The sequence below is a fragment of the Streptomyces albus subsp. albus genome (genome assembly GCF_000719865.1).
Classification (GTDB): domain Bacteria; phylum Actinomycetota; class Actinomycetes; order Streptomycetales; family Streptomycetaceae; genus Streptomyces; species Streptomyces albus_E.
In genome coordinates this window covers 13143-29732 of the sequence record NZ_JOID01000021.1, presented here as the reverse complement: position 1 = coordinate 29732, position 16590 = coordinate 13143, and the positions used below count along the sequence as shown (strand labels likewise).

The window sequence follows — 16590 nt, the reverse complement described above, 5'->3', positions numbered from 1 at the left end:
CGGCTCCTGAGGTGCGGCCGTCCGGCTCTCCGGGGCACTCCGGCCGCTGGTGGGGACTCCTCAGGCGAGGGCGGGGAGGACGGGGGCGGGTTCGACGGGGGTGTAGCGGCTGTCGTGCCCGGCGCTCTCCTCGACGGCGGCGAGGACCCGCTGCACCTGCAGCCCGTCGGCGAACGACGGCCGGGGGTCGGTGCCCGCGGCGATGGCGTGCACCAGGTCGCGGGCCTGGTGCACGAAGGTGTGCTCGTAGCCGAGGCCGTGGCCGGGCGGCCACCACGCCTCCAGGTAGGGGTGTTCGGGTTCGGTGACGAGGATGCGGCGGAAGCCGGAGACCGCGGCCTCCTCGGTGTGGTCGTGGAAGGAGAGCTCGTTGAGGCGTTCGAGGTCGAAGAAGAGCGAGCCCTGGGAGCCGTTGAGTTCGATGCGGAGGGAGTTCTTGCGGCCGGCGGCGACCCGGGTGACCTCGAAGGACGCCAGCGCCCCGGAGGCCAGCCGGCCGGTGAAGAGGGCCGCGTCGTCCACGGTGACGGGGCCGCGTCCCGCGCCGTCCGCCGCCGCGGACAGGCCGTGGGCGGCGCCCGGCAGCGGCCGTTCCTTCACGAAGGTCTCGGTGAGCGCGGAGACACCGGCCAGGTGCTCGCCCGCCAGGTGCTGCGCCAGGTCGACGATGTGCGCGCCGAGGTCGCCCAGCGCGCCGGAGCCCGCGCGCTCCTTCCGCAGCCGCCACACGAGGGGGAACTCCGGGTCGGTGATCCAGTCCTGGAGGTACGTGACGCGGACGTGCCGCAGGGTGCCGAGCCGGCCCGCGGCGACCAGCCGCCGGGCGAACGCCAGGGCCGGCACGCGCCGGTAGTTGAAGCCGACCATGGCGAGCTGCCCGCGCTCCCGGGCCCGGCGGGCCGCCTCCACCATGGCCTCGGCCTCGGCGACCGTGTTGGCGAGCGGCTTCTCGCACAGCACGTGCTTGCCGGCCTCCAGCGCGGCGATCGCGATCTCCGCGTGGCTGTCGCCGGGGGTGCAGATGTCGACGAGCTGCACGTCGTCGCGGGCGATCAGCGCGCGCCAGTCCGTCTCGGCGGCGGTCCAGCCGTGCCGGCGGGCCGCCGCCCGCACGGCGTCCGGATCGCGCCCGCAGACGGCGGCCATCACCGGCCGCAGCGGAAGGTCGAACACCCGGTCCGCCGTGCGCCATCCCTGGGAGTGGGCGGCGCCCATGAAGGCGTAGCCGACCATGCCCACCCCGAGGGGCGGCGGGGTGGCGGCGGGGTCCGGGGCGGTGGGTGCGGGGCCCGGGGCCGCACCCGGTGCGGGGGGCGCGGGTTGCGGGCCGGGGCGCGCCGCGGTGTGCGGGGCCGGGCCCGTGTGCGTCTCCGTGCCCGTGTGCGCGTTCGTGCCGGTGCCGGTCTCGCTCTCGTCCATCGATCGATCGCTCCTCGTCGTCGTCGCGCTGCTGGCGGGGCGCCCGCTCCCGGCGTGCGGGGCGGGGCGGCGGGGCGTCAGCTGAAGCCGGTCGGCAGGTACTCGTCGACGTTCTCCTTGGTCACGACGGCCGAGTACAGGGTGAGCGAGGCGGGGATCTCCTGTTCGGCGAGCCCGCCGACGCCCTTGCCCTGGCCGAGGGCGCGGGCGAGGTCGATGGCGGAGGCGGCCATGGTCGGCGGGTAGAGGACGGTGGCCTTGAGGACGGTGTCGTCCGCCTTGATGGCGTCCATGGCGTGCTTCGACCCGGCGCCGCCAACCATCAGGAACTCGTCGCGCCCGGCCTGCTTGATGGCGCGCTCGGCGCCCACGCCCTGGTCGTCGTCGTGGTTCCACAGCGCGTCGAAGGAGGACTGGGCCTGGAGCAGCTGCGCCATCTTGGCCTGCCCGGACTCGACGGTGAACTCGGCCGCCTGGCGGGCCACTTTGCGGATGTTGGGGTAGTTCTTGAGGGCGTCGTCGAAGCCCTTGGTGCGCTGCCGGGTGAGCTCCAGGTTGTCCATGCCGGCGAGTTCGACGACCTTGGCGTTCCGCTTGTCCTTGAGCTGCTCGCCGATGTAGCGGCCGGCGTTGAGGCCCATGCCGTAGTTGTCGCCGCCGATCCAGCAGCGGTACGCCTGCTGGGAGTCGAAGACCCGGTCGAGGTTGACGACGGGGATGCCGGCCCGCATCGCCTTCAGCCCGACCTGGGTGAGCGCCTTGCCGTCCGCCGGCAGGATCACCAGCACGTCGACCTTCTTGTTGATCAGGGTTTCGATCTGGCCGATCTGCTGGGCGGTGTCGTTGGAGCCCTCGGTCGTCTCCAGCGTCACGTCCTCGTACGCCTCCGCGCGGGACTTCGCCTGCTCGTTGATGGCGTTGAGCCAGCCGTGGTCGGCCTGCGGGCCGGCGAAACCGATGGTGACGGCCTTGCCGGGCTTGTCGTCGGTGCCGCCCGCGGGCTCCTGCGCGCCGCCCTTGTCGTTGCTCTCGTTGCTCGTGCAGGCGGTGAGGAACGCGCCGGCCGAGACGGCGGCGGTACCGAAGAGGAGACCTCTGCGGCTGGGGACCGGTGGTGTCATGACGGGCAAACCTCCACTGTGAACGGACGCCGGGTCGCGGCCGGTTGTGCGCGGATGGGGTGCGGTGGGTACGGGCGGGGCGGTACGGGCATACGGGGCAGGGGCGCGGGGCACGGCGGTGTAGGCGGAGCACGCGCGCGCACGTGCGTGCGGGCGTGCGGGCGTGCCGCGGCGCGCGCCCCGCTACGAACTCCCGCCGCGCGCCGAGCGGTGCTGGACCAGGACGGCGGCGACGATGATCGCGCCCTTGGCGATCTGCTGGACGTCGCTCTGCAGGTTGTTGAGCGCGAACAGATTGGTGATCGTGGTGAAGACGAGGACGCCGAGCACCGAGCCGGTGATGGTGCCCCGGCCGCCGCTGAGCAGGGTCCCGCCGATGATCGCGGCGGCGATGGCGTCGAGTTCGTAGAGGTTGCCGTTGGTGTTCTGGCCCGAGCCGGTGAGGACGATCAGCAGGAACGCGGCGATGCCGCAGCACAGCCCGGAGATGAGATAGAGCATCAGCCGCTGCCGCCGCACGTCGATGCCGGCCAGCCGGGCGGCCTCCGCGTTGCCGCCGACGGCCACGGTGCGGCGGCCGAACGTGGTGCGGTTCAGCACCAGCCAGCCGGCGACGGTGACGGCGGCGAACACCAGCACGAGCGGCGGGATGCCCAGCACATAGGCGTCGGGCAGGCCGAGTTCGAGCACCGGGTCGACGGTGACGACCTGCGTCTTGCCGTCGCTGATCAGCAGCGCCAGCCCGCGGGCGGAGGCGAGCATCGCCAGGGTGGCGATGAACGGCACCATGCCGCCGTAGGCGATCAGCGCCCCGTTGACCAGGCCGCAGCCCAGGCCCACCAGCACCGCGCAGAGCAGCATGCCGCCCAGCCCGTACTCCTGGGTGGCGAGGGTCGTCGCCCACACCGAGGCGAGCGCGACGATCGCCCCGACGGACAGGTCGATGCCGCCGCCGATGATGACGAGGGTGACGCCGACGGTCACGACCCCGATCACCGAGGCCTGGGTGAGGACGAGTTGGAGGTTGTCCCCGGAGAGGAACTGCTCGGGCCGGGTGACCGCGCCGACGACCACCAGTGCGGCGAGCACCCCCAGCAGGGACAGGTTGCGCAGATCGGCGAGGGCGGCCGGGACGGCCCGGCGCCCGGCGCCGCGGCGCGCTCCGGGGGGCGGGGACGGCTCCTTGCCCGGCGGCGGCCCCTGCGTCCCCGGCGCGGGAGCCGGCGGGGAGACGGCGGCGGACGGCGCCGGGGACGGCGGGGGCCCGGCGGGCCCGGGGGTGGCACCCGTGGTCATCGCGACGGGCTCCCTTCCATGACGAGGTCGAGGACGCGGTGCTCGTCCAGCTCCACGGCGGGCGCCGTGTGCACGACGCGGCCCTCGCGGAGGACGAGCACCCGGTCGGCGAGGCCCAGCACTTCGGGCACCTCGCTGGAGACCAGGAGGACGGCCACGCCGTCGTCGGCGAGCCGCCGGATCAGGGCGTACAGCTCGGCCCGCGCGCCGACGTCCACGCCGCGGGTCGGCTCGTCCAGCAGCAGCACCCGGCAGCCGCGCAGCAGCCAGCGGGCCAGGACGACCTTCTGCTGGTTGCCGCCGGAGAGGGTGCGGACGGGGACGGACGGGTCGTCCGGGCGCAGCGACAGCGCGCGGGTGGAGCGGTGGGCGGCGGCCCGCTCGCGGGCCCGGTCGAGCCAGCCGCCGCGCGAGAAGCGGGCGAGGGAGGAGACGGAGACGTTGCGCACGACGGACTCCAGCATCAGCAGCCCCTGCGCCTTGCGCTCCTCCGGGGCCAGCCCGATCCCGGCCCGCACGGCGGCGCGGACGCTGCCGGGCGGGAGCGGGCGGCCGCCGACCAGTACCCGGCCGGCGTCGGGCCGCCGCGCGCCGAAGACCGTCTCCAGGATCTCGGAGCGGCCGGAGCCCACCAGCCCGGCGAGGCCGACGATCTCGCCGGGGCGCAGTTCCAGGTCCACCGGCTCGAACTCGCCCTTCCGCGCCAGTCCTTCGACCGTCAGGACGGGGGCGGGGGCGGCCGACGCGGGCCCGGGCGGCCCGGACCCGGCGGACTCCGCCGTCGCGGTCGCGGTCCCGGCGGGCTCGGGCGACGCGGGCCGTTCGGGGAACACGTACTCGACGTCCCGTCCGGTCATCAGCGCCACGACCTCCCGGGTGGGGGTGGTGCGCGCCGGCAGGCCGCGGGCGGCGGCGCGGCCGTCCTTGAGGACGGTGACCCGGTCGCCGATGCGGCGGATCTCCTCCAGCCGGTGGGAGATGTAGACGACGGCGACCCCGGCGGCGGTGAGATCGCCGACGATGCGGAAGAGGTTGTCCACCTCGTCCGGGTCGAGGACGGCCGAGGGCTCGTCCATCACAATCAGCCGCACGTCGTGCGAGAGGGCGCGGGCCATGGAGACGATCTGCCGGCCGGCCGCGGAGAGATCGCGGACGAGGGTGTCCGGGTCGATCTCGGGATGGCCGAGCCGGGCGAGGAGCCCGGCCGTGGCGGCGCGGGCGGCGCGGGCGCGGACGAAGCCGGCGGTGGCCGGCTCATGCCCGAGATGGACGTTCTCGGTGACCGACAGGCCGTCCACCAGGTCGAGTTCCTGGTAGATGGTGGCGATGCCGAGATCCATGGCGGCGGTCGGCGAGGTGAGGTGGACGCGTTCGCCGCGCCAGCGGATCTCGCCCGCGTCGGGGCGGTGGGCGCCGGAGAGCACCTTGATGAGGGTGGACTTCCCGGCCCCGTTCTGCCCGAGGAGGCAGTGCACCTCGCCCGGCAGGACGTCGAGATCGACGCCGTCGAGGGCCCGGACCCCGGGGAAGGACTTGGTGATGCCGGTCATGGCGAGCAGCGGGCCGCCGCCCGGCGCGGGCCGGCCGTCCGGCGGGGCAGCGGACCCGTCCGGTGAGAGGGCCGGTGACGGATCCTTGTACGGCTCCGGTGACGGCGGCGGATGGTCGGGCACGGGTGCCATGGCAGGGCCTCCTCGGCGGGCGCGCCGGCGGGCGGGCAGGGCGGAACTGCGGTACGGCAGAACGGCGTTACGGCGGTACGGCGGTGCTGAGTTCGCGGCGGTACGGCTCGTTGGTACGGCGGCGGTGCGGCTCGGTCGTACGGCTCCGGCGGTGCCCGGGTCGGTACCGCGCGGGGCGTACCCGCCCCGGCCCCGGCCGGGGTCAGGCGGGTGAGAACAAGTGGTCGCTGATCAGGCGGGCCGCGCCGATCACGCCGGCGACGGCGCCGAGTTCGCCCAGGACGATCGGGAGGTTCCCGGTCGCCAGGGGCAGGGACTGGCGGTAGACCTGGGTGCGGATGGCGGCGAGCAGGGTGTGGCCGAGGCCGGTCACGCCGCCGCCGATCACGACCAGGCCCGGGTTGAAGAAGCTGACGAGGCCGGCGATGACCTGGCCGGTGCGTTCGCCGCCCTCGCGGATCAGGTCGAGCGCGGCCCCGTCGCCCGCGGCCGCCGCGGCGGCGACGTCGGCGCCGGTGAGCCGGCCCGCCGTCTCCAGCCGGGCGGCGAGCTCGGCGGAGCTGCCGTCGCGGGCGGCGGCCTCGGCGTCCCGCGCGAGCGCGGAGCCGCTGAAGTACGCCTCCAGACAGCCCCGGTTGCCGCAGGCGCAGGGGCGGCCGTCGGGCTCGACGCGGATGTGGCCGATGTCGCCCGCGCTGCCGGTCGTCCCCCGGTGGACCTCGCCTCCGGCGACGATGCCGCAGCCGATGCCCGTGCCGATCTTGACGCAGAGGAAGTCCTGCACGGAGTTGGCGACTCCGGCGTGCTGCTCCCCCATCGCCATCAGGTTGACGTCGTTGTCGACCATGACGGGGCAGCCGAGCTCCTGGCTCAGCACCTCGCGGACGGGGAAGCCGTCCCAGCCGGGCATGATCGGCGGCGCGACGGGAACGCCGTCGGGGAAGCGGACCGGTCCGGGGACGCCGACGCCCGCGCCGTCGAAGCCGTCCGGCGCGACGCCGGTGGCGCGCAGCTTGCCCGTCATGGCGAGGACCTGCTCGAAGACGGCCACCGGCCCGTCCCGTACGTCGAGCGGCTGGTTGAGGTGGCCGAGGATCTCCAGCTCGGCGTTGGTGACGGCCACGTCGACCGAGGTGGCGCCGATGTCCACGCCGAGGAAGCGGAGCGCGGGCGCGAGCCGGATGTTGTGCGAGCGGCGCCCGCCGCGCGAGGCGGCGAGCCCGTCGGCGACGATCAGACCGGTCTCCAGCAGCCGGTCGACCTCGACGGCGAGCTTGGACCGGGACAGGTCCACCCGGTCGCCGAGCTGCGCGCGGGAGCGGGGGCCGCCGTCGCGCAGCAGCCGGAGCAGCCGCGCCTGGTGCGCGTTCGCGGGTCGTGCCGTCATGCGCCTCACGCCACCCCAACCTCCCCTCGCCCACGGCATGGGAAGACACTGGAAGACACTGTCTTCGCCGGTCACCGGCCTCACCCGGCAATCCGTCTCCGGCTCGCCGGGCTTTAACGGGGAAGTTAGCAGCGGCCGCCTGGACTGGGAAGAAGTTCGGCAGGAATCATCGGTAACTTTCTCCTGACCGTGGACAAAGGATCGGCCCGGCGTCGTCCGACGCTCCGGCCGCCGGAGATTCTTCCGGCCGGGGCAGGCGACGCACCTGCCGTGCGGGCCGGCCGGCGTCGGCGACCAGAGCTGTCTTCAGCCGGACACCACCGCTGTCACGAAGCTGCAGCCCCCGTGCAGCAAGCTGACATCCATCCGTCTGTTCGAGCCCCCGAACGGCTGGCATCGTCTCTTCCACCGCAGAGATCAGCAGGAACGTCAGCGAGACACAGCTGAACAGCTCGTCCAAGGGGGAAGCCATGTGCAGGAATCGCCGTGAGAGAACGCCCGTCCGCCGGCGGAGGGCCGCCGCCGTGTTCGGGCTCGCCCTGGTGCTGTCGCTTCCGGCCGGAGTGGCCGCGGCCGCCACCCCCCAGAGCGCGCAGGACTCCCCGCGGAGCGGCGCCCCGGCCGCCGGGAGCGGCCAGGCGGCCCACGCGGCCGGCGCACCCGGCCTCGGCGGGCTGCCGGCCGTGGTCGTCGACACCGTCTGCGCCCAGTGGGACCGGATCGCCGCCGCGGTGCCCGTGCCATCGGAGCCCCCGGCGGTCTGCAAGCTGGTCAACGGCTGGGACTAGGCGGCCCGGTGCGGTTTCAGCTGCTCGGGCCGCTGAGTGTCACCGACGGCGCCGACGCCGTCGTCCTCCCTCCCTCCAAGCCGACGATCCTCCTGGCCGTGCTGCTGCTGCACGCCAACTCCGTGGTCTCCGTCGAGCACCTCCAGCGGGCCGTGTGGGGCGAGGCGCGCCCGGCCACCGCGAAGGCCGCGCTGCAGACCTGCGTGCTGCGGCTGCGGCGGCTGCTGCCCCGGCACGGGGTCACCGAGACGCCCATCGAGGCGGTTCCCGGCGGCTACCGGATCACCGCGGAGCCGCGGACCCTCGATCTGCTCGGTTTCCGGGCCGCCGTGCGCCACGCCGCCGCCTCCGCGCACGCCCCGGAAACCGAGCTCTCCACCCTCAAGGAGGGGCTGTCGCTGTGGCAGGGCCCGCTGCTGGCCAACGTACGGTCCGACACGCTGCACCGGGACGAGGTGCCGCGGCTGGCGGAGGAGCGGCTGCGCGCCGTCGAGCGGGCCTGCGACCTCGAACTGGCCCTGGGGCGCTGCGGGGAGGCGCTGGCCGAGCTGTGGGCGGTGACCCGCGCGCACCCGGGGCACGAGCGGTTCCACGAGCAGCTGATGGAGGCGCTGTACCGGACGGGACGGCAGGCGGAGGCGCTGGCCGAGTACCGGCGGGTGAAGCAGTACCTGCGGGAGGAGCTGGGCGTGGACCCGTCCCCGACGCTCCGGCGGCTGGAGCTGGCCATCCTGCGCGGTGAGGAGCTGGCGCCGGCGCCGCCGGCCGGGACGGGAGGACGGGGGCGCCCGCCGGCCGGGCCAATGATCCGCGTGCACCGGGAGGCCGCGGGAAGGGGAGCCGCGGGAGGCGAGCCCTCTGAGGGAAACGCGACCGCGACAAGAAGCCCTGCCGCGCCGGCGGCCGCCCTGGCCGCCGCCCCTCCCCCACCGGCCGCGCTCACCGCGCGGCCCGCAGACCGGCGGCCCGCCCCGGCCGCCGCGACCTCGGAGCCGCCCGGCACCCCCGCCGTGCCGTCGTTCACGGGCCGGGCGGCCGAGGTCGGAACCATGGTGGAGCGCCTGGCCCGTTACGCGGAGCACGGCGGCGAACCCCCGCTGATCCTGCTGTGCGGCGCCCCCGGGATCGGCAAATCGGCCCTGGCCCGGCACGTCGCGCAGCTCGTACGGGCCGGCTACCCCGGCGGGCCGCTGCTGCTGCCGATGACGGACCCGGACGGCGCCCCGCGCGAACCGGCCGACGCCGCCGCCGCGTTGGCGGCCGGCCTGCGGGAGCGCGGGGAGCGGGCGGCCCGCGAGCGGACGCTGCTGATCCTCGACGACGTGGCGGACGCCGCCCAGGTGCGCCCGCTGCTGCCGGCCGGGGCGGGCGGCGCGGCGGTCGTCACCAGCCGGATGGGGCTCGCGGGCCTCGTCGCGACGCACGGCGGGCGGGTGCACCGGCTCTCCGTGTTCGACGAGGACGAGTCGTACCGGCTGCTGTGCGCGGTGCTGGGCGCCGAGCGGGTGGAGGCCGAACCGGAGGCGGCCGGCCGGCTGGCGGACGTCTGCGGTCACCATCCGCTCGCTCTGCGGATCATGACGGCCCGTCTGCTGACCCGGCCCGGGCTGCGGCTGGCCGACGCCGCCGAATGGCTGGCCGGGGACCCGCTCGGCCGGCTCTCGCTGGCCGACTCCCCCGGCATGTCCGTCCCGGAGGTGTTCGGCGGCGCCCTCGGCCGGCTCGACCCCCGGCTCGCCGAGGCCTTCCTGCGGCTCGGGTCACTGCCCGGGGCGGCCTTCCGGGCCGCGGACGGCGCCCCGGCGCTCGGCATGACCGGCGCCGAGGCGGAGGCCGTCCTGGAGCGGCTGGCCGACGCCGGGCTGCTGGAGGAGGGGCCGCCGGGCCCGTACCGGATGCATCCGCTGCTTCATCGCTACGCGCGCGCAGCCGCGACCCGAACCCGACCCACAGAGAAGGTGTGACCCGATGGCAGCAGACGTGACCGGCACCGCGCCCGCGAACGCGCCCACCACCGCGACCACGGCCGGGACCACGACCGCGACCGGCAGCGCGACCGGCACCTTCGAGGCGCTCGCCGGCACCCGGCCGCGGGTGCGGCGGGACGTGCTCTTCACCGAGACCCCGGGCGGGGTGCTCTTCCACAACGCCGACGGCGGGTTCCACCTCACCGGCCGCGCCGCCTACCGCTTCGCCGCGCTGATGGTGCCGCACCTGGCCGGGCGGAACCGCCTCGGCGAGATCTGCGAGGGCTTCGGGCCGGCCCAGCGCGCCATGGCCGCCGAGCTGGTCATGACGCTGTACGAGCGCGGCTTCGCCCGCGACGTGCCGGACGCCGACGCCGACGGCCCGGAACCGGGCGACGTCTCCCGCCGCTTCGCCGCCCAGATCGCCTACGTCGACCACTACACCGACGGCGCGCCCCGCCGCTTCGCCCGCTTCCGCGCCACCCGCGTCGCCGTGCTGGGCGAGGACGAGACGGCCCGCTGGTGCGCGCTGAGCCTGGTCCGCAACGGCTGCGGCCACATCGCGACCACGGCCGCCTTCCCCGAGGTGGCCGCCGAGGCGGGCGAGGCGGCGGCCGACGGCTGCCCGGTGCGCACCGACCGCCTGGACCCGGGCGGCGTGGCGGGCGGCGCCGCGGGCTGGGCCGCGCTGGACGGCTACGACGTCGTGGTCGTCACCGGCCCCGGAGCCGAGGCCCGGACCCACCGGCTGCTGTGCGAGGGCGTGCCCGAGGGCCGCACCCTCATCCCCGCCTGGACCTTCGGCGGCCGCGCCGTCACCGGCCCGCTGTCCACCGCCACGTCCACCGGCTGCCTGCACTGCGCCCTGCTGCGGCTCGGGGGCAGCACGGACGCCGCCGCGGCGGCCGAGATCTGGAGCGGCCTGGCGGGCGGTTCCGCCGCCCCGGCGCCGGGTGCCGGCGGACCGCTCACCGGCCCCGTCGCCGCGATGGCCGGCAATCTGCTGGGCTACGAGATCTTCCGGCTGCGCACCGGGGCACTGCCCGCCGAGACCGCCGGCCAAGTGCTCATCCAGGACCTGGAGTCGCTGGACGTCATGGCCGAGCCCCTGCACCCCCATCCGCGCTGCCGCCGCTGTGCCGCGCCGCCGGCCGGGACGGCGTCCGGCACGCCGGGGCCGTCCCGGGTGCGGGAGGTGCCGGAGCGGCTGGTGCTGCCCGTCACCCCGACCGTGGAGACCGCCCGGGAGGCGGAGGACCTGGTCGAGGAGCTCAACCGGATCAGCGGCGCGCTCGTCCGCCCGTACACCGGGGTCTTCCGCCGGTACGACGACGAGGAGCTGACCCAGACCCCCCTGAAGATCAGCCGGGTGGAGGTGGCCCTCGGCCACGGCGCGCGGCGCGCGATCGCCGCGTTCGACGTGCACCATCTGGCGGGCGCGCGGATGCGGGCGCTGTACGCGGCGGCCGAGGCGTACGTCGAGCACGTGGTCCCCGCCGTTCCGGCCTCCCCCGACCCGGCCGGGGGCGGGCCCGGGGCCGCGCCGGTGCGGGCGCTCGCCCCGGACGCGCTGACGACGGGCGGCGGCACGGGCCGGGGCGCGGAGGAGGTCACCGCGTGGGTGACGGCCGTGTCGCTGCTCACCCGGGAGCCGGTCCGGGTGCCCGCGGCTGCGGTGCGGCCCTTCGGCCCGTACAACCGCGACCGGCTGCACCAGGCGAGCAGCGCGGGAGCCGGGGCGGGCGGCGGGGCCGGGGAGGCCGCCGGGCGCGGGCTGCTGTCGGCCCTGGCGCACGACGCGCTGCTGCGGGCGGTGCGCGGCACGACGGAGGTCACCCCGCTCGGGGCCGCGGACGATCCGGAGCTGGTCTTCCTGCTGAAGTCGGCGGGCAACCTGGACTTGGCGGTGGAGCTGCTCGACCTCGGGGAGGACGCCCGCTCCTCGGCGCGGGTGGTGCTGGCGCGGGAACCGGAGGGCCGCTGGGCGGTCGCCGCCGGCCTGTCGCGCTCCGCGGCGGCCTGCGCGGCGCTGCGGGACCTGCTCGGGCAGGCCCAACTCGCCGCCGAGGAGCCGGAGAAGACCGTCGACCGGGGTGACCCGCTGCTCGTCGACCTGGCTCCCGCGGCCATCGCGGTGACGGCCGGCGGCGCGGCGGACGGCCGCAACACGGGGGCCGGTGACGGCACCGGCACGGGCGGCGGTACCGGGACCGGGTCTGGGACCGGGACCGGGACCGGGACGAAGTTGCCGGACGCGGAGGCCACGACCTTCGAGACGGTGCTGGACCGGCTCCGCGCGGCCGGGCGGGACGTCCTGTACCTCGACACCACCCCGGCCGACCTGCTCGCGGGGGGCATCAGCACCGCCCGGGTGCTGCTCACCACCGGCAGTTCCGGCTCCTCCGGCGCGGACTCCGCGACGGGCACCGGAACCGGATCCGGCACCGCTGCCCGTTCCGGCTCGGACGGTGGCACGGATGACCACTGAGACCCCCACCGGAACCACGGGCCGGACCACCACCGGGGCCGAGGCCGCCGGGGCCGCCGTGGCCGGGACCGCCATGGCCGAGACCGCTGAGGCCGAGACCGCCATGGCCGAGGCCACCGTGGCCGGGACCGCTGGGGCGGGGAGCACCGGACGGACGGCCCCTGGAGCGGAAGCGCCGACCGGCTTGGGTGCCGCCCCGGGGGCCACGGGCGGAGCCTCCCCGACCACCGGCTCAGGAACCGCCGCACCGGCCCAGGGTGCGCAGCCCTCCGCCGCACGGCCCCCGGGCACCTCCCCCCGCGCGGCGGCCACCGGGCCCGGAGCGCCCTGGGAACGGGCCTGCCGCGAGCTGGCCGCGCTGCTGCACCGCGGCCTCGCCGCGCACGGCACCCCTGCGCCGCTGGACGTCGCCGCGCTGGGGGTCACCGACGCCTTCACCGCCCCGGAGCCCCGGGCGTCCGGTGAGTCCGGGGAGTCCAGTGAGCCCGGGGAGCCCGGGGAGTCCGGCCCGGCCCGGGCCTCCGGCTCCGCCAACCCGCGCCGCACTGCGGCCGGTTCCGGGACGGCCGGCGCCACCACCGCACACGGCCCGGCCGGCACCGCCGGACCGGCCGCCCCCGTGATGCCGGCCCCTGTGCCCAGCACACCCGGCACCGGCACGGCCCTCGCGGCCGGCGACGCCCAGGCCGCCCCGGAGGCCGCGCCTCGCGTCCCCAGCCCCGCGCCACCTCCCGCGCCGTCCATACCCGGTGGGGCCCCCGCCGGGCCCGTCCCCGTACGGTTCTACGGGCACCTCGCAGTCGTCGGCCCCCTCCCCCCGGGGGCCGGCGGCTCCCCCCGCGCGGCCGGGGCGGCGGGCCCCTGCGCCCGCTGCCTCGACCGCCGGTGGCAGGCCGTGCGGTCCGTCGCGCTGCGCGAGGCGCTGGAGCTGGGCTCCGGCACCCGCGCCGCCGGGGCCTGGCCGTATCTCACCCCGTTCACGGCGGACGCGCTGGCCGCTCTGACGGCTGCCCGGCTCGGCGGGGCGGGGCCGCGCGGCGGCGCGTTCCCCGCCGTCCATCTGGTCGATCTGCGCACCCTGTCGGTCCGGCACTACCCGCTGGTGCCGGACCCGGAGTGCCCGCGCTGCGGGCGCGCCGAGGAGGACACGCCCGAGGCGGCCGTGCTCACCCTGCGCCCCGCGCCCAAACACCGGCCCGGATCCTTCCGCGTCCGCGACATCCGCGACTACGAGCTGCCGGCCGAGCCGTACGCCAACCCGGTGTGCGGGTCGCTGGGCCCGTCCGTGGTGCACGACATCGCGTCCCCCTCCACCTCCGCGGCCATCGGCTGTTTCTCCATGCGCTCCGGGGAGTACCTCCGCGAGACCTTCTGGGGCGGCCACGCCGACAGTTACGCGCGGAGTGTGCGGATCGGCGTCCTGGAGGGCCTGGAGCGGTACGCCGGGATGCGTTCGCGCGCCAAGCCGGCACAGCTGCGGGACTCCCTCGACGGGCTGCGGGCGCGCGGCGTCCGCGCGCTCGACCCGCGCACCTGCGGCCTGTACTCCGAGGAGTTCCACCGGGCCAATCCGCGGGTCACGCCGTTCTCCCCCGGCCGGGAGATCCCCTGGGTGTGGGGGTACTCGCTGCGCGACGGCGACCCCGTCCTCGTCCCCGAGGTGCTGACGTACTATCACGCGCCGGGCCTGGAGAACCGGTTCGTACAGGAGAGCTCCAACGGCTGCGCCTCCGGCGGCTGTCTGGAGGAGGCCGTCTACTGCGGACTGATGGAGGTCGTCGAGCGCGACGCCTTCCTGCTCACCTGGTACGGGCGGGCCGCCCTCCCGGAGATCGACCCGCGCACCAGCGCCCGCGCCGAAACCCGGCAGATGGTGGACCGGCTGGAGATGTACGGCTACGAGGCCCGCTTCTTCGACACCCGGATCAGCTTCCCCATCCCCGTGGTGACCGGGGTCGCCGTCCGCCCCGACGGCGGGATCGGGCGGATGTGCTTCGGCGCGGGCGCCGGTCTCGACCCGGAGGCGGCGCTGGCCGGCGCCCTCTGCGAGATCGCCACCGACGCGGTCAACCTCCAGGGGCGCACCGAGCGCGACTGGGAGCGGCTGAGCGCCATGGCGCGCGACTTCGCCAAGGTCGAGGCGCTGCACGACCATCCGCTGGCCTACGGCGTCCCGGAGATGGGCGACCACGCCCGCTTCCTCCTCGGCGAACCCGGCGCGCCCCGGCCGCCGATGCGTTCGCTGACGGACCTTCAGCGGGAGGTGCCGCCGGTCTCCGCTGATCTCCTCGACGATCTGCGGACCTGCGTGGACGCGGTGACGGGCGCGGGGTTCGACGTGATCGTGGTCGACCAGACCATGCCGGAGCAGCGGGGCCTGGGGCTGACGACGGTCTCCGTCCTCGTGCCGGGGCTGCTGCCGATCGACTTCGGCTGGACCCGGCAGCGGGCCCTCGGAATGCCGCGGCTGCGCACCGCCCTGCGGGAGGCGGGGCTGTGCGACCGCGATCTCGTACCGGCCGACTTCAACCCGGCACCGCACCCGTTCCCCTGACCGCGCCCCTCCGCCGACCCCCCATCGACCCCCACGCGCGGCGCACCACCGCGCGCCACGGCGCCACCACGGCACACCACGACCGGCAGCCGGCCGGGCCCGACAGCTTCGAAGGCAGCAGGAAAGGCAGGGCACACCATGGGATACGCCCATGAGTACGCCACCGCGATCATGCACCGCGGGCGGGTCCCGATGGATCCCGCGGACTTCGTCCCCAACTGGGCGGACGGCCCGCGCAAGGCCAAGTTCTACCCCGGCGTGGACAGCCTGCCGCTGCCGGCTTCGGGCTATCCGGCGGAGGCCCGCCTGGACCGGGCCCTCGCCGCTCTCGGCGGCGCGTTCCCGGCGTGCGGGGAGCGGGGGGACGCGGCGGCTCCGGACGGCGCGTACGGCGCGGCCGGTGCGGACGGCGCGGCCGGCGCGGACGGCGCGGACGGCGCGGACGGCGCGGACGGCGCGGCGGCCGAGCGGCCGTTCGACCTCGCGGCCCTGTCCGGCATGCTGCGCGACTCCTACGGTCTCACCGGCCGTCGCCTGGGTGTGCAGGCGAACACGGACCTCGGCGCCCTGCCGTACTACCCGCTCGCCAACTGGTCGCGCGGCTCGGCCTCCGGCGGCGGCCTCTACCCGGTCAGCGTCTACTGGGTGTCCGGGCGGAGCGGCCCGGTGACTCCCGGGGTGCACTACTACTCCACCCGCCACCACGCCCTGCAGCGGCTGCTCACCGGTGACGTGTCCGGCGAGGTGCGGGCCGCGCTGGGCGGCGGCGCGCCGGGGCCGGAGACCGACCAGTACCTCGTCCTCGGGATCAAGTACTGGCAGAACGCCTTCAAATACAACAGCTTCTCCTTCCACGCCGTGTCCATGGACCTGGGTGCCGCCCTGCAGACCTGGCGGCTGTGGGCCGGGGCGCGCGGACTCGCCGTCGAGCCCGCGTTCTGGTTCGACGAGGAGCGGCTGGCCCGGCTGCTCGGGGTGCGGACGGAGGAGGAGGGGATCTTCGCCGTCGTCCCGCTGCGCTGGGAGGACACCGCGCTCCCGGGCCCGGCGGCGGGCCGGGCCCCGGCCCCGGCCGCCTCCGTCTCCGTGCGCCACCGGGACGTCGAGCGGTCCCGCACCGTGCTCACCTTCGACGCCCTGCTGAGGATGCAGGCCGCCACCGCCGAGCACGCCGCCGACCGTCCCGCGCCGGGCGCGCTCGCCCCGGCCGCCGCCCCGCCCCCGGACCCGGACCGGCCCGTCCGCCCGCTGCCCGCGCCCCGGCCGCTCGACGGCGACGTACGCGCGGCGCTCCGTGCCCGGCGCAGCAGCTTCGGCCGCTTCGACGCACAGCGGCCCGTGGCGGCGGACCAGTTCGCCGCCTGCCTGGCCGCCGCATCCGCCGGAGCCGTGCTCGGCGGGGACACCGGCACCGCGGAGACCCCGCTCACCAGGCTCTACGCGTTCGTCAACCATGTGGAGGGCCTGGAACCGGGGGCGTACGAGTACGACCCGGCCGGGCGGTCGCTGCGGCTGGTCGGGGCCGGCCGGCCCGGGGAGTTCCTGCAGCGGAACTACTTCCTGGCGAACTACAACCTGGAGCAGTCCGGGGCGGTGCTGGTGCCCGCGATCCGCACCGCGGCCGTGCTCGACGCGGTCGGCGACCGCGGCTACCGCGTGGTCAACGCCGTCATCGGGGCGGTCGCGCAGACGCTCTACACCGCCTGCGCCGCGCTCGGCCTCGGCTGCGGTGTGGCGCTGGGCTTCGACAACATCTCGTACATCGAGGAACTCGGCCTGGCGGAGACGGGCGAGTCCCCGCTGCTGATCATGATGATCGGTCATGAGCGGCCCGCCCCGGCCGACTTCCGGTACGAGATCGCCTGAGCCCTCGCATGAGCACCCGAGA

At 76.1% G+C, this 16590-nt stretch carries 10 protein-coding genes; 5 read left to right on the top strand and 5 right to left on the bottom strand.

From position 1 onward, the window contains the following. Positions 1–60: 60 nt before the first annotated feature. From IF83_RS0121600 to IF83_RS0121580, 5 genes are all read right to left on the bottom strand, one after another. Positions 61–1233 carry a Gfo/Idh/MocA family protein gene (locus IF83_RS0121600; protein ID WP_051723099.1) on the bottom strand — a complete coding sequence of 391 codons (1173 nt, stop codon included), beginning with the start codon at positions 1231–1233 and terminating at the stop codon, positions 61–63. A gap of 263 nt (positions 1234–1496) precedes the next feature. Further along, on the bottom strand, positions 1497–2540 hold the full coding sequence (locus tag IF83_RS0121595; RefSeq protein ID WP_030546631.1) for a substrate-binding domain-containing protein: 1044 nt from the start codon (positions 2538–2540) through the stop codon (positions 1497–1499). Positions 2541–2723: 183 nt separating this feature from the next. Then, the gene (locus tag IF83_RS0121590; protein WP_030546629.1) at positions 2724–3836 is read right to left on the bottom strand and encodes an ABC transporter permease; all 1113 of its coding nucleotides are present in this window, start codon (positions 3834–3836) and stop codon (positions 2724–2726) included. After that, positions 3833–5386 (bottom strand): sugar ABC transporter ATP-binding protein, encoded by a 1554-nt coding sequence (locus IF83_RS0121585; RefSeq protein ID WP_030546627.1) that lies wholly within the window; start codon positions 5384–5386, stop codon positions 3833–3835. The genes IF83_RS0121590 and IF83_RS0121585 overlap by 4 nt, the downstream gene beginning before the upstream one ends. A gap of 334 nt (positions 5387–5720) precedes the next feature. Next, positions 5721–6905: an ROK family transcriptional regulator gene (locus IF83_RS0121580; protein WP_030546625.1), complete on the bottom strand. Its 1185-nt coding sequence runs from the start codon at positions 6903–6905 to the stop codon at positions 5721–5723. A 524-nt stretch (positions 6906–7429) separates the two neighbouring features. Between IF83_RS0121580 and IF83_RS0121575 the strand changes: the two genes are divergently transcribed. The 5 genes from IF83_RS0121575 to IF83_RS0121555 all read left to right on the top strand — a co-directional run bounded on the left by IF83_RS0121575 (position 7430) and on the right by IF83_RS0121555 (position 16568). Then, a complete protein-coding gene (locus tag IF83_RS0121575) occupies positions 7430–7693 on the top strand; it encodes a hypothetical protein (RefSeq protein WP_030546623.1) in 264 nt (87 codons plus the stop codon). Between the two features lie 8 nt (positions 7694–7701). Next, positions 7702–9657 carry an AfsR/SARP family transcriptional regulator gene (locus IF83_RS0121570; protein ID WP_030546621.1) on the top strand — a complete coding sequence of 652 codons (1956 nt, stop codon included), beginning with the start codon at positions 7702–7704 and terminating at the stop codon, positions 9655–9657. A 4-nt stretch (positions 9658–9661) separates the two neighbouring features. Beyond that, the gene (locus IF83_RS0121565; protein ID WP_078843713.1) at positions 9662–12148 is read left to right on the top strand and encodes a TOMM precursor leader peptide-binding protein; all 2487 of its coding nucleotides are present in this window, start codon (positions 9662–9664) and stop codon (positions 12146–12148) included. Positions 12149–12770: 622 nt separating this feature from the next. Then, entirely contained in the window at positions 12771–14702 is a 1932-nt protein-coding gene (locus IF83_RS30510) for a TOMM precursor leader peptide-binding protein (protein WP_078843725.1), read from the top strand. A 138-nt stretch (positions 14703–14840) separates the two neighbouring features. After that, complete coding sequence (locus IF83_RS0121555) at positions 14841–16568, top strand: SagB family peptide dehydrogenase (RefSeq protein WP_030546614.1); 1728 nt, start codon at positions 14841–14843, stop codon at positions 16566–16568. Positions 16569–16590: the final 22 nt, after the last annotated feature.